Source organism: Pseudomonas sp. Xaverov 83, from assembly GCF_019352905.1.
In the GTDB taxonomy this organism is placed as follows: Bacteria; Pseudomonadota; Gammaproteobacteria; order Pseudomonadales; family Pseudomonadaceae; genus Aquipseudomonas; species Aquipseudomonas yamanorum.
In genome coordinates, this window is the sequence record NZ_JAAAFU010000075.1 from 629571 (window position 1) to 650930 (window position 21360).

Annotated in this window: 19 protein-coding genes and 1 riboswitch; of the genes, 6 read left to right on the forward strand and 13 right to left on the reverse strand. The window is 61.3% G+C overall.

The window, feature by feature from the left end:
• Positions 1–22 precede the first annotated feature (22 nt).
• The 5 genes from K0H47_RS24220 to ahcY form a co-directional block, all read right to left on the reverse strand.
• The gene (locus K0H47_RS24220; protein ID WP_017476487.1) at positions 23–1909 is read right to left on the reverse strand and encodes a DEAD/DEAH box helicase; all 1887 of its coding nucleotides are present in this window, start codon (positions 1907–1909) and stop codon (positions 23–25) included.
• A gap of 222 nt (positions 1910–2131) precedes the next feature.
• Positions 2132–2935 carry an ABC transporter substrate-binding protein gene (locus K0H47_RS24225; RefSeq protein ID WP_177025591.1) on the reverse strand — a complete coding sequence of 268 codons (804 nt, stop codon included), beginning with the start codon at positions 2933–2935 and terminating at the stop codon, positions 2132–2134.
• Positions 2936–3005: 70 nt separating this feature from the next.
• The gene (locus K0H47_RS24230; RefSeq protein ID WP_219273753.1) at positions 3006–4088 is read right to left on the reverse strand and encodes a hypothetical protein; all 1083 of its coding nucleotides are present in this window, start codon (positions 4086–4088) and stop codon (positions 3006–3008) included.
• 75 nt (positions 4089–4163) lie between these two features.
• Positions 4164–5009, reverse strand: a complete 846-nt coding sequence (metF, locus tag K0H47_RS24235) for a methylenetetrahydrofolate reductase [NAD(P)H] (protein WP_063033886.1) — start codon at positions 5007–5009, stop codon at positions 4164–4166.
• Positions 5010–5183: 174 nt separating this feature from the next.
• A complete protein-coding gene (gene ahcY / locus K0H47_RS24240) occupies positions 5184–6593 on the reverse strand; it encodes an adenosylhomocysteinase (protein ID WP_063026571.1) in 1410 nt (469 codons plus the stop codon).
• A 21-nt stretch (positions 6594–6614) separates the two neighbouring features.
• Positions 6615–6720, reverse strand: a riboswitch (S-adenosyl-L-homocysteine riboswitch).
• A gap of 198 nt (positions 6721–6918) precedes the next feature.
• Between ahcY and K0H47_RS24245 the strand changes: the two genes are divergently transcribed.
• On the forward strand, positions 6919–7323 hold the full coding sequence (locus tag K0H47_RS24245) for an acyl-CoA thioesterase (protein WP_003216852.1): 405 nt from the start codon (positions 6919–6921) through the stop codon (positions 7321–7323).
• Between the two features lie 76 nt (positions 7324–7399).
• Positions 7400–8287, forward strand: coding sequence for a formate/nitrite transporter family protein (locus K0H47_RS24250; RefSeq protein ID WP_063026573.1), 888 nt, complete (start codon positions 7400–7402; stop codon positions 8285–8287).
• Here the strand turns inward: K0H47_RS24250 and K0H47_RS24255 are convergent.
• Both K0H47_RS24255 and K0H47_RS24260 read right to left on the reverse strand, forming a co-directional pair.
• Positions 8281–9546, reverse strand: coding sequence for a sodium:proton antiporter (locus K0H47_RS24255; protein WP_063026575.1), 1266 nt, complete (start codon positions 9544–9546; stop codon positions 8281–8283). The two genes, K0H47_RS24250 and K0H47_RS24255, sit on opposite strands and share 7 nt — an antisense overlap.
• Before the next feature lie 73 nt (positions 9547–9619).
• Positions 9620–10789: an MFS transporter gene (locus K0H47_RS24260; protein WP_201142285.1), complete on the reverse strand. Its 1170-nt coding sequence runs from the start codon at positions 10787–10789 to the stop codon at positions 9620–9622.
• Positions 10790–10987: 198 nt separating this feature from the next.
• On the opposite strand from K0H47_RS24260, the gene K0H47_RS24265 reads away from it, so the two are divergent.
• Together K0H47_RS24265 and K0H47_RS24270 are read left to right on the forward strand one after the other, a co-directional pair.
• Complete coding sequence (locus K0H47_RS24265) at positions 10988–11821, forward strand: EamA family transporter (protein ID WP_219273754.1); 834 nt, start codon at positions 10988–10990, stop codon at positions 11819–11821.
• A gap of 31 nt (positions 11822–11852) precedes the next feature.
• Positions 11853–12239 (forward strand): MAPEG family protein, encoded by a 387-nt coding sequence (locus K0H47_RS24270; protein WP_017476476.1) that lies wholly within the window; start codon positions 11853–11855, stop codon positions 12237–12239.
• A gap of 78 nt (positions 12240–12317) precedes the next feature.
• Here K0H47_RS24270 and K0H47_RS24275 read toward each other — a convergent pair whose 3' ends face one another.
• Positions 12318–13490 carry a murein transglycosylase A gene (locus K0H47_RS24275; RefSeq protein WP_219273755.1) on the reverse strand — a complete coding sequence of 391 codons (1173 nt, stop codon included), beginning with the start codon at positions 13488–13490 and terminating at the stop codon, positions 12318–12320.
• 128 nt (positions 13491–13618) lie between these two features.
• Here K0H47_RS24275 and K0H47_RS24280 point away from each other — a divergent pair, with 128 nt between their 5' ends.
• The gene (locus K0H47_RS24280; protein ID WP_219273756.1) at positions 13619–14068 is read left to right on the forward strand and encodes a cytochrome c; all 450 of its coding nucleotides are present in this window, start codon (positions 13619–13621) and stop codon (positions 14066–14068) included.
• A gap of 6 nt (positions 14069–14074) precedes the next feature.
• Here the strand turns inward: K0H47_RS24280 and K0H47_RS24285 are convergent, their stop codons facing one another.
• The 5 genes from K0H47_RS24285 to K0H47_RS24305 all read right to left on the reverse strand — a co-directional run bounded on the left by K0H47_RS24285 (position 14075) and on the right by K0H47_RS24305 (position 19105).
• A complete protein-coding gene (locus K0H47_RS24285; protein ID WP_218263022.1) occupies positions 14075–14470 on the reverse strand; it encodes a DUF1090 domain-containing protein in 396 nt (131 codons plus the stop codon).
• An 81-nt stretch (positions 14471–14551) separates the two neighbouring features.
• Complete coding sequence (ligB, locus tag K0H47_RS24290; RefSeq protein WP_177025651.1) at positions 14552–16225, reverse strand: NAD-dependent DNA ligase LigB; 1674 nt, start codon at positions 16223–16225, stop codon at positions 14552–14554.
• 110 nt (positions 16226–16335) lie between these two features.
• Positions 16336–16677, reverse strand: coding sequence for a hypothetical protein (locus tag K0H47_RS24295; protein ID WP_219273757.1), 342 nt, complete (start codon positions 16675–16677; stop codon positions 16336–16338).
• Between the two features lie 222 nt (positions 16678–16899).
• Positions 16900–18090: a methionine adenosyltransferase gene (gene metK, locus K0H47_RS24300; RefSeq protein WP_017476470.1), complete on the reverse strand. Its 1191-nt coding sequence runs from the start codon at positions 18088–18090 to the stop codon at positions 16900–16902.
• A gap of 19 nt (positions 18091–18109) precedes the next feature.
• Entirely contained in the window at positions 18110–19105 is a 996-nt protein-coding gene (locus K0H47_RS24305; RefSeq protein ID WP_017476469.1) for a metalloregulator ArsR/SmtB family transcription factor, read from the reverse strand.
• 248 nt (positions 19106–19353) lie between these two features.
• Here K0H47_RS24305 and tkt point away from each other — a divergent pair, with 248 nt between their 5' ends.
• Positions 19354–21351 (forward strand): transketolase, encoded by a 1998-nt coding sequence (gene tkt, locus K0H47_RS24310; protein ID WP_063026586.1) that lies wholly within the window; start codon positions 19354–19356, stop codon positions 21349–21351.
• Positions 21352–21360 lie beyond the last annotated feature (9 nt).

The window sequence follows — 21360 nt, forward strand, 5'->3', positions numbered from 1 at the left end:
TTTTTTATGGCGCTTTGAAAACTCAGCGGTTGCGGGTCAGCAACGCCGGTTTTTCACCACGTGGACGGCCCGGCAGTTGATCCAACTGCTCAGGTGTCAGCGTGCGATCGCTTTTCGACTCTTTGTGGATGATCTTCGGTGCCGGGCCGCCGCGCGGGTTTTGCACCGCTGGCTCCGACAGACGAGGTTGATCATCACGGGCCGGGCGACGGTTGCGCGACTCTTCGCGACGGGCCTGGCCGTCACGGGGTGCACCGTTGCGCGGGCCGCTGCGCTTGGCCGGCGGGGTGCCGGTGGTGGCGCCGTTGCTGCTGCGCGGACCGTTCTGGCGACCTTGTGGCTGGCCGCCGGTGCGTGGTGCAGAACCTGCGCCTGCGCCCTGGGCGGGAGCGCCCGGACGACGACCGCGACCTTGGGCCGGCTTGGCCTGGGGCACGTAGTCAACGCGGTTACCGAAGTTGTCTACGTCGTCGTCCAGGAACTCGTCCGGAGCACGGTCGGCAGCAGCACGTGGCGGTTGGCTCGGCTGGCGCTGTTCGCGGGCCGGGGTGCCTTCACGGGGCTTTTGCTCACGGGCCGGGCGTTCGCCACGGCCATTGGTCGCAGCCTTGTCCTTGCCGCCCTTGTCCTTGCCCTTGTCTTTACGACCGCCACCGCCGCCGCCGCCGTTCGGGCCATCGCCCTTCGGACCGCGTGGGTTGTTGCGCGGGTTACGCACGTCCGGACGCTCGCGCACTTCAGGCTTCTCAGCCTCAACGGCGCTGGAGTCGAAGCCCATCAGGTCGCCATCGGCGATTTTCTGCTTGGTCATGCGCTCGATGCTTTTCAGCAGCTTTTCTTCGTCCGGTGCAACCAGGGAAATGGCCTCGCCCGAACGACCGGCCCGGCCGGTACGGCCGATACGGTGCACGTAGTCTTCGTCGACGTTTGGCAGCTCGAAGTTGACCACGTGGGGCAGTTGGTCGATGTCCAGGCCGCGAGCGGCGATGTCGGTGGCGACCAGGATGCGCACTTCACCGGCCTTGAAGTCGGCCAGGGCTTTGGTGCGGGCGTTCTGGCTCTTGTTGCCGTGGATCGCGACGGCGGTGAGGCCGTGCTTGTCCAGGTACTCGGCCAGGCGGTTGGCGCCGTGCTTGGTGCGGGTGAAGACCAACACCTGTTCCCACGCGCCGGCGGTGATCAGGTGGGCCAGCAGCGAACGCTTGTGAGCGGCCGGCAGGCGGAATACGCGCTGCTCGATACGCTCGACCGTGGTGTTCGGCGGTGTGACTTCAATGCGCTCCGGGTTGTGCAACAACTTGCCCGCCAAAGCGGTGATGTCGTTGGAGAACGTGGCCGAGAACAGCAGGTTCTGGCGTTTGGCCGGCAGGCGCGCGAGGACCTTTTTCACGTCATGGACAAAGCCCATGTCGAGCATGCGGTCGGCTTCGTCCAGCACGAGGATTTCCACGTGGGACAAATCGACGCTGCCTTGGCCGCACAGGTCGAGCAAACGACCCGGGCAGGCAACCAGTACGTCGACACCACGGGACATGGCCTGAACCTGTGGGTTCATGCCGACGCCGCCGAAGATGCAGGCGCTGACGAACTTCAAGTCGCGGGCATACAGCTTGAAGCTGTCATGCACTTGGGCGGCGAGTTCGCGGGTAGGGGTCAGGACCAGTACGCGCGGTTGGCGCGGGCCGTGACGCTGGGATTTGTCCGGGTGACCGTTGGGGAACAACCGCTCCAGGATCGGAAGGGCGAAGCCGCCGGTTTTACCAGTACCTGTCTGAGCCGCAACCATCAGGTCGCGGCCTTGCAACACGGCGGGAATGGCCCGCTGTTGCACCGGAGTAGGCTCGGTATAGCCCGCTGCCTCGATGGCGCGGACTAAAGCCTCGGAGAGACCGAGGGAAGCAAAGGACATGAGTAATCCTGTTTTAGTTAGGGCTTGGCCCAGAGGGATAGTCTTGCCTGGCGTGAATGGCGTTTAGATGAACGCAATCCCGTCCGGTCCTGCTGGGGCTGGCAGGCACTCAGACGGCTCGCGCGGGCTTGAAAGCTGCGCTGTAGCGGGGTCGGGTGCCTTTTGCAAGACCGAAGCGTCCGGGCGTAAGCCTGGCGGAAAGGCCGGAGTATAACAGAGCAATCACTTCGCGCTGCTTTCCTGCTGCTCAACGGTGCTTGCAGGCAGGGCTGATGCGCTGGTTTGGAGGCTCGCACCGGCATATTTGGCGCTCAAGGCCGCGTAGGCCGGCTCTTGCTTGAAGCGTTTGAGTTCGGCGGCAAAGCGTTGCACCAGCAAGTCCATGCCGGCACCCCGGCGCACGGCCAGGAACTGTGGCTGGCTGCTGACCACCTGGGGCGCCTGGGTGATCTGGTGCTCAAGTCCGAGGGCCTTGAGCACATGCTGGCCGACCCGGCGGTCCGTGATGACCAGGTCGATCCGGCCAAGAGCCAGCTTGCCGAAGTTGGCCTCGTGGCTGGCGGCCGGTTCCTGCTTGAACAGGGTGGACTCGCTGAATTCGGCGCCATAGAGGTAGCCCGGTGAAGTGCCGATGGTCAGGCCGCGCAGGTCTTCGAAGGACTGGAAGGGATGCGGGCGCTCGTTGGCATAGAACAGCACGAACTCCACCTCGGACAGCGGCTCGCTGGGGTACAGCAGCACCGCATCGCGTTCGTGGCTGTGGAAAATATCCAGCGCGCCATCGGCCTGGCCCTGGTCGAGCATCGCCAGGCAGCGCTTCCAGGGCAAGAATTGCCAATCCACGTCGATGCCCAGGCGCTGGAACACAATCACCGTGGTCTCGTAGTCGAGCCCGCGCATGGTGCCGTGGTCGTCATACACGTAAGGCGCCCAGGGCTCGGTGACAATACGCAATTTCTCGCCATGGGCGCCGAGGCTCAGGCAAGCGAAAAGAACAGCAGTCAACAACCGGAAAGTGACAGGCATGCCCTGAGATTACGACTGTGGCGGGCTAAAGAGAAGCTCTGGCACAGCGATCTGCGGGCACCTGCAGGTTTTACTTGCCCGGAGATTTGATCAAGTGTTCGTAGATCGCCTCGCGCCGCTCACCGAGAATCAGCCGCACCACGGGATTGGCAAACCAGTGCTCCAGCAGGTGGGCATCTACGGGTCGACCCTGGCGCTCTTCCTGATTTTGTCGGGCCTTGTCCCACCAAACCGGGCCACACGCCTGGTCGAATTCGTTCTCATGTTCATAGCAACCGTAGAGAATTTCCCGGATGAACTGCTGCTGGTGCTTGGGCAATGCCAGGGTGATCAGCTTGTACATCAGCCGTTGCAGGCGCGGCGGGCGGGGCAGGTGAGCGGAGACCTGGCGGGTATCGTCCAAGGCCGTGGCGCTGGTGGGGTTAGCCCCGTGCTTGGTGATCCACGCCTTGACCTTGGCGCGGAACAGCTGCTTGCGGCTCCAGTAGTGGTGGATCAGGTCTGGGCATTCGCGCACATTGAGGGTGCGATAGGCGGCGATCGACAGGCAGAACTCTTCCAGGGTGTAGGCGCCCTGGGCATGGGGAAACAGTTCGTCCATCAACTCGATCGAACGGTCGAGGATGTGCGCGTCCTGCTGCGTCAGGCCCATGACCCCGGAGTTGAGGGTCATCATGTCGTCGTCGGCCACGCCCATGTCCAGCAGGCGCTGGTACAAGGCGCTGTACAGAATGCTTTCGTGGTTGTCGCCGTACTTGGTGTAGAAGGCGTTGCACAGCAGGGTGCCGGGCTGCACGCGTTCAAACAGCGCCAGGGGCGAATGGTGGAAAAACGTGTCGGTGTCGATCAGCAGCGCCACTTCCGATTCTTGCAACACTTGCCGCAGCACCACGTGCTTGGTGCGGAAGTGGTAGCCATGGGGCTCGCTCCAGCGTTTGCGCGTGGCTTCGTCCAGCGGGCGTACCCGTACCGGCAGCAGGCGATAGGGCTCGGGGTTGTCGCTGAAGACCTGGATGTCGATGCCGGCATCCGGCGTATCTCGCAGGAAAGCCAGGGCGCTGGCGATGCTGAATACCGCTTCCTGATGGTAAGTCTCTGCGCCGAATACCAGGTAGACCAGTTGCGGGCGGGACGTCGGGGCGGTTTTATTCATGGACTGCAGGATTCCGTGGGCGTTTAGAACGGCAAAGGCCCTCATTATGAGGGCCTTTGCATTTCGGAACAGACCTTAGCGTGGCAGCTTCAGGTTGTTCCAGACAGCGAGGCTAGGCTCAGCCTGGTTCAGGGTATAGAAGTGCAACCCTGGCGCGCCACCTTGCAACAATTGTTCACACATCTCGCTGATGACCTGCTCACCGAACGCCTGGATGCTCTTGACGTCGTCGCCGTAGGCTTCCAGTTGTTTGCGAATCCAGCGTGGGATTTCAGCGCCGCAGGCGTCAGAGAAGCGCGCCAGTTTGCTGTAGTTGGTGATCGGCATGATACCCGGCACGATCGGGATATTTACACCCATCGCCTGTACACGTTCAACGAAGTAGAAGTAGCTTTCTGCGTTGAAGAAGTACTGGGTGATCGCGCTGTTGGCGCCGGCGTTGGCCTTGCGCACGAAGTTCTGCAGATCGTCTTCGAAATTGCGCGCCTGAGGGTGCATCTCCGGGTAAGCGGCCACTTCGATATGGAAGTGATCGCCGGTTTCTTCACGGATGAAGCTCACCAGGTCATTGGCGTAGCGCAGCTCGCCGCTGGCCATGCCCATGCCGGACGGCAGGTCACCGCGCAGGGCGACGATGCGCTTGATGCCGGCTTGCTTGTATTGGGTCAGCAGGCTGCGCAGGTCGGCCTTGCTGTCACCCACGCAGGACAAGTGCGGAGCCGCTGGGACTTTGACTTCGCTTTCCAGCTGCAGCACGGTGTTGATCGTGCGATCGCGGGTGGAGCCACCGGCACCGTAGGTGCAGGAGAAGAAATCGGGGTTGAAGCTGGCCAACTGCTTGGCAGTCGCCATCAGTTTTTCATGCCCAGCATCGGTCTTGGTCGGGAAGAACTCGAAGCTGTAGCGACGGTCTTGGGACATGGTCATACCTATGGAAACTCATAAAGCCAGAAGGTGTACACCGTCAATGTGGAAGCGGGCTTGTGTGGGAGACGGGCTTGCCCGCGATGCAGGCACCTCGGTGCGTCAGTCACACCGAGGTGATGCTATCGCAGGCAAGCCAGCTCCCACTTAAGCCGGTGCCTACAGTAGGACTTAGTAGCGGTAAGCGTGCGGCTTGAACGGGCCTTCGACCGTCACGCCGATGTAGTCGGCCTGGGTCTTGGTCAGTTGGGTCACTACGCCGCCGAAGCCGCGGACCATTTCCAGGGCCACTTCTTCGTCGAGTTTCTTCGGCAGTACTTCCACGGTCAGGCGCTCGGCTTTCTGGGCGGGCGACAGGTCGGCGTATTTCTGGCCGAACAGGAAGATCTGGGCCAGTACCTGGTTGGCGAACGAGCCATCCATGATGCGGCTTGGGTGGCCAGTGGCGTTGCCCAGGTTGACCAGACGGCCTTCGGCCAGCAGGATCAGGTAGTCATCGTTCTGTGGGTCGAAATCACCCGCACCGGTACGGTGAACCTTGTGTACCTGTGGCTTCACTTCTTCCCATGCCCAGTTCTTGCGCATGAAAGCGGTGTCGATTTCGTTGTCGAAGTGACCGATGTTGCACACCACGGCGCGCTTTTTCAGGGCCTTGAGCATGTTTGCATCGCACACGTTCACGTTGCCGGTGGTGGTCACGATCAGGTCGATCTTGCCCAGCAGCGCTTTGTCGATGCTCGCTTCGGTGCCGTCGTTCTGGCCGTTGATGAACGGCGAAACCACTTCGAAACCGTCCATGCAGGCTTGCATGGCGCAGATCGGGTCAACTTCGGAGACTTTAACGATCATGCCTTCCTGACGCAGGGACTGGGACGAACCCTTGCCCACGTCACCGTAGCCAATCACCAGCGCTTGCTTGCCGGACAACAGGTGGTCGGTGCCGCGCTTGATCGCATCGTTCAGGCTATGACGGCAGCCGTACTTGTTGTCGTTCTTGCTCTTGGTCACCGAGTCGTTGACGTTGATGGCCGGGATTTTCAGCTCGCCCTTGGCCAGCATGTCCAGCAGGCGGTGGACGCCGGTGGTGGTCTCTTCGGTCACGCCGTGGACGCGGTCGAGGATCTGCGGGTACTTCTTGTGCAGCAACTCGGTCAGGTCGCCGCCGTCGTCGAGGATCATGTTGGCGTCCCATGGCTTGCCATCCTTGAGGATGGTTTGCTCCAGGCACCACTCGTACTCTTCTTCGGTCTCGCCTTTCCAGGCGAACACGGCGATACCGGCAGCAGCGATAGCGGCAGCGGCCTGGTCTTGAGTCGAGAAAATGTTGCAGGACGACCAACGTACTTCGGCACCCAGGGCAACCAGGGTTTCGATCAGCACGGCAGTCTGAATGGTCATGTGGATGCAGCCGAGAATCTTCGCGCCCTTGAGCGGCTGCTCAGCGGCGTACTTGCGACGCAGGCCCATCAGGGCTGGCATTTCGGATTCGGCGATAAAAGTTTCGCGACGGCCCCAGGCAGCGAGGGACATGTCGGCGACTTTGTAGTCGGTAAAACCTGCAGGCGTGATTACAGCGCTCATGAAGAGCCTCCATTCGTAGTGTGCGAATGGGCGCCGTTGTGCGTTTAGTATCCAGCTGGCTAACCAGGCCGGACAACGCCCCATCCGAGCCTGACAGGTCGAGCCTGCTGCAGCGCCCCTCGGACAGGTGGCGGGAGAACGGTATCAATCGAAGATGACCGTTTTGAAGCGGAGGCGATTATAGCCGCCCGCGCCTGACTTCTAAAGCCTTTCTGTCGGCGGCATGAAGATCGCTCATGGGGTTGATAGGCAATGGCTCATAGAGCTTGGGCCCGGCCTCTGCCATGATATTGCCCATCATTTCGCAACACGCTTTGGAGTGAACATGAACTTCCACACCCGCAAATGGGTAAAACCCGAAGACCTCAACCCCAACGGCACCCTGTTCGGTGGCAGCCTGCTGCGCTGGATCGACGAAGAAGCGGCCATCTACGCGATTGTCCAACTGGGCAACCAACGGGTGGTGACCAAGTACATCTCTGAAATCAACTTCGTCAGCGCCTCGCGCCAGGGCGACATCATCGAGCTGGGCATCACCGCCACCGAGTTCGGTCGTACCTCCATCACCCTGACCTGCGAAGTGCGTAACAAGATCACCCGCAAGAGCATCCTTACCGTGGAAAAAATGGTCTTCGTGAACCTGGGTGAAGACGGTCTGCCGGCGCCCCATGGCCGTACCGAGATCAAGTACGTGAAGGATCAGTTCCAGTCGGAAGGCCTCGGCGAGTAATCCTGCGCAGGGCCAGTGAACGCTCTTGATCAACCATAGGTCGTACCTGAATATCGCCCCCCGTTCAGGTATCACCATGGCCACGCAAGAAGACGGCAAGACCCCCAATCTGTCGCAGGAAGAGCAGCACGACGTCGACAAGAACCAGCCGCCTCGCGCGGCGGTTCTGCATGAGATCATCCGCACTCAAGGCGATCAGGAACTGGAGCGCAACGTCGCCGCGTTGTGGTGGTCGGCGCTGGCCGCCGGCCTGACCATGGGCCTGTCGCTGATGGGCATGGGCTTGCTCAACTCGCGCCTGCCGGATGGCGAAGAGTTCAAGGTGATCGCCAGTTTTGGTTACTGCGCCGGCTTTCTTGCCGTGATCCTCGCCCGTCAGCAGTTATTCACCGAAAACACCCTGACCGCGGTGTTGCCGGTGATGAGCAAACCCACGCTGAAGAATTTCGCACGCCTGCTGCGCTTATGGGCCGTGGTGCTGGTGGGCAACCTGTGCGGCACCTTGCTGGTGGCGTACGTGATGCTGCACTTGCCGATCTTTGACACCAAGACCGACCTGGCCTTCCTGGAAATCGGGCGCAAGGTCATGGAAAACGACGCCTACCAGATGTTCGCCAAGGGCATCGTGTCGGGCTGGATGATCGCCACCATGGTCTGGATGATCCCGTCCATGGAGAGTGCCAAGATCTGGATCATCATCCTGATCACCTACCTGATGGCACTGGGAGACTTCACCCACATCGTGGTGGGCTCGGCGGAAGTGTCGTACCTGGTATTTGCCGGCGAGCTGCCGTGGAAAGACTTCTGGCTGGTGTTCGCCGGGCCGACATTGGCGGGCAATATCATCGGCGGCAGCTTTATCTTTGCGCTGATCAGCCATGCGCAGATTCGCAGTGAAAGCAGCTTGCCGGGCAAGGCTGCTGCGGACCCGAGGCATCCGCAGCAGATCAAAAAGGATCAGTGAGTCTCCGGCACCGCAGCAGGCGCTGGCTCATCCTTGGTCACATGCTTGACCAGCTTGCCGATGCTCAAGCCCTGCAACAGGATCGACGACAGCACCACGATGTAGGTGATGCTCAGCAGCAAGTCGCGCTCCGGGCCCAGCGGCAGGGCCAGGGCCAGGGCCACGGAAACCCCGCCGCGCAGGCCGCCCCAGGTGAGGATGCGGATAGTGCCGCGGGGCACTGTGCGCCAGCGCCGCAGCAGCAGGATCGCCGGGGCCACCGTCAGCAGGCGTGACAACAGGATCGCCACCGCCAGCAAACTTGCCGCCAACACGTGCAGCCAGTTGAACGGCAACAGCAAAAGCTCCATGCCGATCAGCGCGAACAGCAGGGCGTTGAGCATGTCATCGAGCAGTTCCCAGAAACCGTCCAGGTAGCGGCGGGTCATGTCGTTCATTGCCAGCTTGCGGCCAAGGTTGCCGATGATCAGCCCGGCGACCACCATCGCAATCGGTGCCGAGACGTGCAGCTCGGTGGCCATCGCCGAACCGCCGATCACCAGGGCGAGGGTGAGCATTACTTCGATCTGGTACTGCTCGATGCTCTTGATCATCAGGTACACGATGTAGCCGATCAGCCCGCCGAACACCACGCCACCGATCGCCTCATGGGCAAACAGCATGGCCGTCGCGCCGACCGTAGGCGTTTCACCCAGTTGCGCGATGCCCAGCAACACGGTGAACACCACCACCGCCGTGCCGTCGTTGAACAGCGATTCGCCGACGATGGTGGTCTTCAGTGGTTTCGACGCGTTGGCGGTCCGCAGCACACCGAGTACGGCAATCGGGTCGGTGGGAGAAATCAGCGCACCGAACAGCAGGCAGTACAGGAAGCTCACATGCCAGCCGAACAGGGCAAAGATGTAGAAGGCCAGGCTGCCGATCACCACGGTGGCGATCAATACGCCGAAGGTGGCGAGCAGGCCGATCGGCCAGCGGTAGCTGCGCAGGTCGCTCAGATTTACGTGCAAGGCGCCGGCGAACAGCAGGAACGAGAGCATCCAGTTCATCAGCAAGTCGCCGAAGTCGATCTGGCCGATCAACTGCTGGATGCGCTCTTCAAGGCCGGGGTAGCCGATAAAGCTCAAGCCTTGTAGCAGCAGGGAAAACATCAGCGCCGTTACCATCACACCGATGGTGGGCGGCAGGCCGATGAAGCGGTAGTTCACGTAAGTGAGCAGGGTGGTCAGGCAAATAAACGCAGCGACAAGTTCAAGCATCCGGGGTCCTTGGATGGAGGAGTGAGTGGAGATCAACTGTGGGGCTGGACAGCTCCCACACAGAACACATTTATCAGTTGGGTACGTTGACCGCAGTTGTACTGCGACGTTGCAGGTAGATGAAGAAAAGTGCCGTCAGCACTGTCAGGCAGCCGAGCAGTGCGCCGGTCCACGGTAAGTCCGACAGGTCGGCACCGCTGGCCACCACCATCCCGCCGATCCAGGCGCCGGCCGCGTTGCCCAGGTTGAAGGCGCTTTGGTTCAGGGTCGAGCCCAGGTTGGGCGCTTCGTGGGCCTGGTCGATGATCAGCAGTTGCAGGATCGGGCACAGGGCAAAGGCGAACACGCCCCACAGCAGCAAGGTAATCGCGGCCGGAATCACCGAGTGGCTGGTTTGGGTGAACACCGCGAGTATCAGCACCACCGCCAGGGCCATGCCTACCAGCGAAGGCAGCAGGCGGCTGTCGGCCAGGCGACCGCCAAGCATGCTGCCCGCCGTAAGGCCGACGCCGAACAACAGCAACATCAGGGTGATGCCGTGGGGGCTGACGCCAGTGATGTCCTGCAGGATCGGTGCGATATAGGTGAAGACGCTGAACAGACTGGTGGACGCCAGGGCACTCATGCCCAGGGCCAGCAGCACGTTGGGTTTGGTCAGCACCTTGAACTCGCTGGCGAGGTTGGCCTTGTCCATCACGATGTGCTTGGGCAACCACAGCCATTGGGCTACGGCGGCAATCACGCCGATCACCGATACCGCCCAGAACGTCGAGCGCCAGCCGGCGTATTGGCCCAGCGCGGTGCCCAGCGGTACGCCGAGCACGTTGGCCAGGGTCAGGCCGGTGAACATCATCGCAATCGCCTGCGCCCGCTTGTTCGGCGCCACCAGGCCGGCGGCCACCACCGACCCGATGCCGAAGAACGCCCCATGACACAGCGCGGTAACCACCCGGGCGGCCATCAGCGTCGCGTAGTTCGGCGCCAGGGCGCACAGCACATTGCCGAGGATGAACATCACGGTCATGCCCAGCAGCGTGGCCTTGCGCGGCATGTTGGCAGTGCCGATCGCCAGGATCGGTGCGCCGAACACCACGCCCAGGGCGTAGCCGGTGATCAGCAGGCCGGCGTTTGGAATGCTCACGGACAGGTCGCGGGCGACATCGGGCAGCAAGCCCATGATGACAAACTCGGTGGTACCGATGCCAAAGGCGGCAACGGCCAGTGCAAGCAAGGCGAGCGGCATGCGAGGATCTCCTGTCGGTAATCGTGACGCTCTGATCAGGCATACGCATGCCGAGGCCCGAGTCGGTGAGGATTGGGCAGCAGCAGAAATTTATTGGTCTAGGTCTTTGCGCAACTGAGTGCGGCGTGGTCGGCTTTAGTATAAACAGGTGCTGAAATATGGCGAATCAAATCTGCTTTTTCTGACTGGGGAGTCACTGTGATTGCAACAGCTCTGGTACTGGTAGCGGCGTTGTTGCATGCGACGTGGAACACCTTGATCAAATTCAGTGGCGAGCGCCTGTTGGTCGTCGCGTGCATGGACACGGTAGCGTTGTTGTTTGTGGTACTGGCGGTGGGGTTTGTATCGTTTCCACCGCTGGAGATCTGGCCGTGGATCATCGCCTCGGCACTGTTTGAATTGCTCTACCGCTACCTGCTGATCCAGGCCTATCGCGTCGGTGACCTGGGGTTGGTGTACCCGCTGATGCGTGGCTTGTCGCCTCTGGTGGTGCTGGCGTTGACGTTGGTGTTTGCCGGTGAGGTGCTCAGTACCCAGCAGATCCTTGGCATTCTGCTGATTCCGTTCGGCATGCTGTGCCTATTGTGGCAGGGCGGCGGTGGCGACCGGTTGCCTTGGTCGATGCTGCCGGTGGTGGCGTTGATCGGCCTGTGTATTGGCTGCTACACCTTTCTGGATGGGCAGGCGCTGCGGCGCTGGTCACACCCGCTGGACTACCTGGTGTGGCTGACGCTGATCAGTGCGTGGCCGTTTCCGTTGCTGGCGATGGTGCGCAAACGGGCGGCGTTCGGGCTGTTCTGGCGCACGCAGTGGCGACTGGGGCTGAGCGTCGGGTTATGCGTGTTGTTGAGCTACGCTCTGGTGCTTTGGGCCATGCAGTTGGGCTCGATTGCCGAGGCTGCTGCGTTGCGGGAAGTCAGCGTGATTCTGGTGGTGCTGTTCGGCATGCGTTACCTGAAAGAACCTTTCGGCCGCCCACGGCTCATAGCCTGTGGGTTGGTGCTGATCGGCATGTTCGTGATGAAACTCTAACCGTCGGACAAAACTAAAAAAGGAATGGGTTATGACAGTCGCTTTCTGGTGTGTGTTGATCGCTATTTTTCTGCCGTATCTGTGCACGGGCGTGGCCAAGTTCAGCGGTGGCAAGTTCGGGCCCCGGCAGAACCATGACCCCCGAGCTTTCCTGGAAACCCTCGAGGGGTTCGCCAAGCGTGCCCACAGTGCGCAACTCAACAGCTTTGAAGTGACCCCGGCCTTCGCGGCGGCGGTGATCATTGCCCATTTGGCCGGCGCTGCGTCGCTGGTGACGATCAACGTATTGGCGGTGCTGTTTATTACCAGCCGGCTGCTTTACATCATCTGCTACCTGGCGGACTGGGCGATTCTGCGGTCGGTGGTATGGGCGGTGGGGATGGCGTTGATTGCGAGTTTCTTCTTTGTCTCGATCTGAAGCCTGACACTGTTCAAATGTGGGAGCGAGCAAGTCCGCTCCCACACAAGCCCGCTCCCACATAGACCGTGGTGTTCTTCAGGTGCCTGTCGGCGCATCGGGCACTTTCGGCAGCGCTGCGCCTTTGGGCCACAGCATCCAGATCTGGCCCTGCTGCTTCATGTTGCCCGCCAACTCACCAGCAGCCTCACCGGTTCCCCAGAACAGGTCGGCCCGCACTTCGCCGGTAATTGCACCACCGGTATCCTGCGCGGCCACCGGGCGGGCAATCGGTGCGCCGTCCGGTCGCGTAGTCGATAGCCATAACAGGCTGCCCAGGGGAATCACCTTGCGATCCACCGCGACGCTATAACCCGCAGTCAGCGGCACGTTCAGCGAACCGCGGGGGCCTTCGTTGCTGTCGGGGCGGGCGCTGAAGAACACGTAGCTGGGGTTGCTTGCCAGCAATTCAGGAATACGCTGCGGATGCGCCTTGGCCCAGGCCGCGATGGCGCCCATGGTCACGTCTTCTTTTTTCAGTTCGCCTTGCTCCACCAGCCAGCGGCCGATGGGGCGGTACGGGTAGCCGTTCTGGTCGCCGTAACCGACGCGCAATTGGCGGCCATCGGCCAGTTGGATGCGGCCCGAACCCTGAATCTGCAGGAATTGCAGGTCCATCGGATTGGTCAGCCAGGCGATGGGCTTGGCGGTTGAGCCTTGCTGGTTGATGGCGCTGGCGTCGTCATAGGGTTTGAGTACCCGACCTTCCAGGCGGCCGCGCAGGCGTTTGCCCTTGAGCTCCGGGTAGATGCTTTCCAGGTTGACGATGATCAGGTCATCCGGCACGCCGAACACCGGCACATGGGCGGTGGCGGTTTCGGTCAGGCTGCCGGGGTAAACCGGTTCGTAGTAGCCGGTGATCAGGCCGTTGGGGCTGTTGTCGGCCGAACGCAGGCCGTAGACATCAAGGTTGGCCTTGAGGAAGTCGCGAATCGCTACTGCCGTCGACGGCACAGTGGCCGATGCCGCGCACGTCGTGCCCCACACCGGGTCAGCCTTGAGTCGTTGACAGGCACTGCGCCAGGATTCAAAGCCGGCTTGCAGGTCAGTGTCCGACACGGCCGGCAGGTTTTCCCAGGTCGCGCCGACGTAGGTGGCGATGGCGTGGGGTTTGGCTTTCTCGTCCTTGCCGGTGTCGCAACCGGCCAGCAACGCGATCATTGGCAGGGCCCACGCCAAGCGGCGGCACCAGGGTTTAAAGCGGGTATTCATACACAAAATTCCTGAAGCGATTGCCCGCGCGGGTAGGCGCTCGAACAACCCTTATTATTAATAGGGGTATTGGTCTTTACGGGCGGGGCGAGGATACTGGCCGCCGTTTCCCGTGACCTTGAGCCATCATGACTTTTAAAAGACTGACCGTTGTATTGCTGGCCTGCCTGACGCTGTCCGCCTGCGGCGGAGTTGATCCGAATTCGCCCCTTGGCCAGCGCAAGGCCATTTTCAAGCAGATGCTCAAGACCGGCGAAGACCTGGGCGGCATGCTGCGTGGACGCCTTCCGTTCGACGGCGCCAAATTTGCCGAAGGCGCGGTCAAGCTTGATGCGTTGTCCCATGAACCGTGGAAACATTTCCCGAGCGTGCGTGAGGAAGACCACACCAGCGCCAAGGACGACGTGTGGCAGCAACAGGCACGCTTCCAGGAGATGGCCCGCAACCTTGAAGCGGCCACCGGTGAATTGGTGATCGCCAGCCAGGTCCAGCCCTACAAGGCCAGCAACCTGGGACCGGCCGTGCAGAAAGTCGAAGATGCCTGCACTGCGTGCCATAAACAGTTCCGCGATCACTGAGGCGTCTTACTTGTCCAGTTCGTCCAGGGCTTCCTGCAGGTCCTTGCGTGACTGGGCCAGCTTGTCCTTGCGCTTGTTGATCTTGTCGGAATCACCTTTTTTCATCGCCTTGTCGAGGTCGGCCTGACGGCGGCTGACCTCGTGCTTGGCGTCGAGCACCTTGTTTTCGCGCTCCTTTTTCAAGGAGGCGTCGGTGCAATTGGCAGTGACTTCACTCAAGGCTTTTTCCAGGCCGGCTTGCTGCTCGCTGTTGCCGTGGGCCTTGGCTTGTTCGATCTGGGTGCTGATGGCCTGGCGCTTGGCGGCGCAGCCGGTGAGTTGCGGGACTTCGTCGGCCGCCAGTAGTGGTGTGGCCATAAAGGTTGCGACGGTCAACAGGGCAAAAGGTGCGAGAAACTTCATAAAGACTCCAAGGCAAACAAGGTCGCAATCAGGTGGGCAGGATGAATTCTGCCGGCACCGGTTAATGCTGTGGGGCAGAGGTCAAAAACCATCTATCCCGGCAGCCCGTAATGTTTCACCCAAGGCCAGCACCTGCGGGTCGCGAAAAAAAGCGCTCAGTTGCGCCGCGCGGCCCGGGCCTATGCCGTCTTCGGCCAGCCAGGCTTGAGTGTCTTTGGCGGCCAGGGTTTGCCAGCCGCCTTGTAGATTGTTGCGGGCCGTGGGCGGTACTCCCAGGGCCATCAGCCATTGCGCGAACGGTCGCTGCCGGGCGCTGCGCAAGCTGTCGAGTAAACGTGCGCTGCTGCGTTCACCTAAGCCATCAATGTTAGCAAGCTCTGCCTCATCCAGGGTTAACCAATCGAGCAGCCCGCCGATTAGACCGGCCTGAATCAAAGTGTTCCAGGTTTCACGGCCGATATGTGGCAGGGCCAGCCCCTGGGCGCCGCTCAACCAGGTCAGGCGCGCGAGCAATTGTTCCTCACAGCCTGGGGCCAGTTTCCAGCAACTCAGCGGATGAAAGTTGTTGGCCTGGGGGATCTGCAGCTCGACCCGTGGCTGGCTGCGCAGCACGACGTGGTCAAGACGCGGAATGACCTGGCCGGCAAGGCTGATGGACACCTGGTCGCCCGGGCGAATATCCAGTTCCCGCCAGCGTTTCAGGGAGCCAACACTGACCCTGCTGATTTTCCGGTCATCCAGCAGTACCGGCTCCAACTCCAGGATGGAGGTAATGCGCCCGGTGCGACCAATCTTGAAATGTACCTTGCGCACATGGGCCAGCGCCTTGACGACCGGGTATTTCCAGGCAACCGCCCAATAGGGCGAACTGACCCGCCAGCGCTCGGCCGGCGCCCGCTGGCTTTGATGCAACACCACGCCGTCGCTGGCAAAGGGCAGTGGGTGGCTTTGCCAGTAGCTGCGCCAGTGCGCCGCTTCGGTAAAGTCCTTGATCGGGTGGCTGTAGCGCCTACTGTCGGTGAAGCCCCATTGCGCAAGCTGGCTCAGTCGTTTGGGAAAATCCTCGGGACCGTGGGGCCAGGCCCATACAAACAGGCCGATTCCGGCGGCTTCGGCTTCGCTCAACTGACGGCGGTTCATCAGCCCAGCCACTTTGCTGCGGGCGCCGAGGCCACCTTTGGCGGCCTGAACGTGGTCATTCAGTCGCCAATAGAGTTCGCCTTGCAACAACAGGTCTACGGGTTCGGGCAGTTGCTGGACGATCCCGGGAATCCTGCGGGCGGAGGCTGACCAATCCTGCCCCAGCCGGCCATCGCCACGACTGATGACCCGGCTCAGTCGGCCTTTGCGGTAAACCAGGGTGACGGCGACGCCATCGACCTTGGGCTGAATCCACACGTCCTGGCGAGAGCTCAGCCAGGTTTGAACGGCATTGTCGTCCAGCAGTTTTTCCAGGCCGGTGTGTGGCGTCGGGTGAGCGATGGTGCCTCGCGCGCTGGCCAGCGGATTGTCCTTGGCCGGCGCGGAGGGGGCGAAACAACTGCGCCATTGGGCAAGGCGCTGGCGGGCCTGGTCATAGAGTTCATCACTGATCAATGACTGGCCGAGTCGGTGATAGCTGTCATCCCAGAGGTGGACTTGCTGCGCCAGGGTGGCGATCTGAGCCTGGGCGTGATCGGCCTCCCAGTCGGGACATTCCTGCGCCCACGCAATAAGCGACGAGACGCTGAGTAAAAAGAAGAACAGTAAGCGCATAGGCAACGTCATCATGAGCATCCTTGCTCTGAAAGGGCACCCAGCCTAAGTCATCCCTGCGGGCATAAAAAAGCCCCGCAACCGCGAGGCTTTTTACCCGATGTTTCGGTTTACTTGAACAGACCACCCAGGGCTTTCACGGTGTCGTTGCTGTCCGCCTTGGCCTGCTGCTTTTGTTGGCTGGCATCGAGCTTGGCCTGGGACTCGCCGACTTTTTTGCAACCTTTGTTTACTTGATCCAAGGCGGCCTGCATGGCCTTCACTTTCAATTCTTCGCCATTGGCTTTGGCTGCGTCGACCTTGGCTTGCAGGTCTTTGCCCTGTTTTTCGCAATCGCCGGAAGACACGCCCAACTGGGAAGTCAGGCCGCTGAGTGCGCTCAAGTCGGCGTGCGCCGGCAGGGCAAACAGGCTGAGCAGAAGAGCGGCAGGGGCGAATGTGGAAATGCGCATGGAAAACCTCAATGTACGATTGCCTGCGCGCTTATCGACCCCGGGCAGGCGCAGTGCAATATCCAATAAGAGGTGAAGGCCCGGGAGGGCGCGGATTCTAGTGGGCCATCATTTAGCCTGCAAGCATTGGATCCAAAAAAGTGAGCATTGCCCGCAAATCCTCCGGCAATAAAAAGCCCCGCCGGGATAACCCGGCAGGGCTTTGTGTACACCGTAAGGCGATTACAGGCCGGCGGCGGTCCGCAGGTCGTTGGCGCGGTCGGTCTTTTCCCAGGTGAACGTGGTGAAGGTGTCGTTGCCAACAGTCTTCTGCTCTGGGGTGCGACCGAAGTGGCCGTAGGCCGCAGTGTCCTGGTACATCGGGTGCAGCAGGTCGAGCATCGTGGTGATTGCGTAAGGGCGCAGGTCGAAGATTTCACGCACCAGCTTGACGATCTTGTCGTCGCTGATCTTGCCGGTACCGAAGGTGTTCAGCGAGATCGACGTAGGCTGAGCCACACCGATGGCGTAGGACACCTGGATCTCGCAACGCTCGGCCAGGCCGGCAGCCACGATGTTCTTGGCTACATAACGACCGGCGTAGGCGGCGGAACGGTCAACCTTGGATGGATCCTTGCCGGAGAACGCGCCGCCGCCGTGACGGGCCATGCCGCCGTAGCTGTCGACGATGATCTTGCGACCGGTCAGGCCGCAGTCGCCCACCGGGCCACCGATGATGAACTGGCCGGTGGGGTTGATGTGGAACTGGGTGTCCTTGGTCAGCAGTTCGGCAGGCAGTACGTGCTTGACGATCAGCTCCATGACGCCTTCGCGCAGGTCGCTGTAGGACACGTCCGGGTTGTGCTGGGTCGACAGTACGACGGCGTCGATGGCGACGACTTTGCCGCCTTCATAACGGCAGGTCACCTGGGACTTGGCGTCCGGGCGCAGCCATGGCAACGCACCCGATTTACGGGCTTCGGCCTGGCGCTTCACCAACTGGTGGGAGAAGGTGATCGGTGCTGGCATCAGCACGTCGGTTTCGTTGCTGGCGTAGCCGAACATCAGGCCCTGGTCGCCGGCGCCCTGATCTTCAGGCTTGGCACGGTCGACACCCTGGTTGATGTCCGGGGACTGCTTGCCGATGATGTTCATCACGCCGCAGGTCGCGCCGTCGAAGCCGACGTCGGAGCTGTTGTAGCCAATGTCGATGATCACGTCACGAACGATCTGCTCCAGGTCTACCCAGGCAGAGGTGGTGACTTCGCCGGCGATGATCGCCACGCCCGTTTTCACCAGAGTCTCGCACGCCACTCGGGCGAACTTGTCTTCAGCAATGATGGCGTCCAGCACCGCGTCAGAGATCTGGTCGGCGATTTTGTCCGGATGCCCTTCAGACACGGACTCGGAGGTGAAAAGGGAGTATTCGCTCATCTCGATGTTTTCCTGATATTTACCGATGGTGAGTGTCGCCAGCCGGCCGCTGAAAATGGCGGACCTGAATCTGGAAACCATTACGTAAACCTACATAGAGGCTTTCCCCGGGAACGAGTCCCGCAGCGGTGGCCCAACGGGCCAGATCGTCCTGTTCAAAACCCAGCCAGAGATCACCGCAGGCCTCCCTGGCCCAGCTCTGGTTGTGGCTGCATAAATCCGTGACCAACAGGCTGCCGCCTGGTTGCAGCAAATTCGCCATCTGCTTGAGGGCTTCTGCCGGGGCTGCGAAATGGTGCAGGACCATGTTCAGCACCACGCAATCGGCCCGCAGGCTGGTGTCATTCAGGGCGTCCGCCAACTGCAGGTGGACGTTGCCCAGTGCCTCGCGTTCACACAGTTGGCGGGCCAGCTCCAGCATCGCCGGGCTGTTGTCCAGCGCCGTGACCTGATGAAAGCGCCGCGCCAGCTCCGGCAGAAAACCGCCGTCACCGGGACCCACTTCAACCGCCGTGGCTTCATTACTGAAGCTCAGCTTGTCCAAAAGTGCCAGCACGCTTTCGCGGTATTGCGCCAGGCCGGCGATCAGATCCTGCTGGGCGCGAAACTTCTCGGCTACCCGTGAGAAAAAGTCCTGGCTGGCTGCAGCGCGTTGTCCGTGCACCTGGCTGATGCGCGACTGGACCTCGGCCGGCAGGGCCAGGCTGTCTATTTCTTCCAGCAGCGCAGCGTGCAGCTTGCCGCCCAACTGTTCGGTATGGGGCAGGGCGCGACGGTAAAAAATCGCATTGCCTTCACGGCGGGTTGCCACCAGGTCGGCCTGGGCCAGTACCTTCAAGTGATGGCTCATGCCGGACTGGCCGATGGCGAAGATCTGCGCCAGCTCCAACACTCCGAACGAATCGTTGGTCAGCGCGCGCAGTACATTCAGGCGCAACGGATCACCGCCGGCCTTGCACAGGGCTGCCAGCTCGTCGCTGTCGTCGGGGCGAATGGAAGATGCGCTCAGGTTCATAAGGCCAGCAGTCTAGTGAGGGTGGGAAAACCCCGCAAGGGCAATATCAAAAAGTTTTGATATTGGTCGATAATCGGTGGTTATAAGCAGCCGCTATAACCCATAGACGAAGCGGTAAACCGTTTCTCCAGCCAATCCGCAGGAAAAACACCCTCAAGTGACTATCTGTCATTGCCCCGAGGGCCGTGGCTGAGGGAAAATGCCGATCCTTTTTTCCGTTTCTTTTATTCAACTCCAGGAGATCAGCGATGCCCAGCCGTCGTGAGCGTGCCAACGCCATTCGTGCCCTCAGCATGGATGCCGTGCAAAAAGCCAACAGCGGCCATCCCGGTGCCCCGATGGGCATGGCGGATATCGCCGAGGTACTTTGGCGTGACTACCTGAAACACAATCCAAGCAACCCGTCGTTCGCCGACCGTGACCGGTTCATCCTGTCCAATGGCCACGGCTCGATGCTGATCTACTCGTTGCTGCACCTGACCGGCTACGACGTCACCATCGACGACCTGAAAAACTTCCGCCAGATCCACAGCCGCACCCCGGGCCACCCGGAATACGGCTACACCCCGGGTGTCGAGACCACCACCGGTCCACTGGGCCAGGGCCTGGCCAACGCCGTGGGTTTTGCCCTGGCTGAAAAAGTGTTGGGTGCGCAGTTCAACCGCCCGAACCACAATATTGTCGACCACCACACCTACGTGTTCCTGGGTGATGGCTGCATGATGGAAGGCATTTCCCACGAAGTCGCTTCCCTGGCCGGTACCCTGGGCCTGGGCAAGCTGATTGCCTTCTACGACGACAACGGCATCTCCATCGACGGCGAAGTCGAAGGCTGGTTCACCGACGACACGCCAAAGCGTTTCGAAGCCTACAACTGGCAGGTGATCCGCAACGTCGACGGCCACGATCCTGAAGAGATCAAGACCGCCATCGACACCGCCCGCAAGAGCGAGCAGCCGACCCTGATCTGCTGCAAGACCACCATCGGCTTCGGTTCGCCGAACAAGCAAGGTAAAGAAGACTGCCACGGCGCCCCACTGGGTGACGCGGAAATCGCCCTGACCCGCGCTGCGCTGAAGTGGAACCACGGCCCGTTCGAAGTCCCGGCTGACATCTACGCCGAGTGGGACGCCAAGGAAGCCGGCCTGGCTGTCGAAGCCGAGTGGGACCAGCGTTTCGCGGCCTACTCCGCCGAATTCCCTGAGTTGGCCAACGAACTGGTTCGCCGCCTGGCCGGCGACCTGCCTGCCGACTTCTCGGAAAAAGCCTCGGCCTACATCGCCGAAGTGGCTGCCAAGGGCGAAACCATCGCCAGCCGTAAAGCCAGCCAGAACACCCTGAACGCATTCGGCCCGTTGCTGCCTGAGTTCCTCGGCGGTTCGGCTGACCTGGCCGGTTCCAACCTGACCTTGTGGAAAGGTTGCAAAGGTGTCTCGGCAGAAGACGCCAGCGGCAACTACATGTACTACGGCGTGCGTGAGTTCGGCATGAGCGCCATCATGAACGGCGTCGCCCTGCACGGCGGCCTGGTGCCTTACGGCGCGACTTTCCTGATGTTCATGGAATACGCGCGCAACGCCGTACGCATGGCGTCGCTGATGAAGAAGCGTGTGATCTTCGTCTACACCCACGACTCCATCGGCCTGGGCGAAGACGGCCCGACGCACCAGCCGGTCGAGCAACTGACCAGCCTGCGCACCACGCCGAACCTGGACACCTGGCGCCCATCGGACGCGGTCGAATCGGCTGTGGCCTGGAAGCACGCGATCGAGCGTAAAGACGGCCCTTCGGCGCTGATCTTCTCCCGTCAGAACCTGCAGCATCAAACCCGCGACGCGGCGCAGATCGAAGGCATCAGCCGTGGTGGCTATGTGCTGAAAGACTGCATCGGCGAGCCGGAGCTGATCCTGATCTCCACCGGTTCCGAAGTGGGCCTGGCGGTTCAGGCGTACGACAAGCTGACCGCTGCCGGTCGCAATGTGCGTGTGGTTTCCATGCCGTGCACCAGCGTCTTCGAAGCCCAGGATGCCGACTACAAGCAATCGGTGTTGCCGTTGCAGGTCAGCGCACGTATCGCCATCGAAGCGGCTCACGCCGACTACTGGTACAAGTACGTGGGCCTGGAAGGCCGCGTGATCGGCATGACCACCTACGGTGAGTCGGCGCCGGCGCCAGCGTTGTTTGAAGAGTTCGGCTTCACCCTGGAAAACATCCTGGGTCAGGCTGAAGAGCTGCTGGAAGACTAAGTAAGTCTG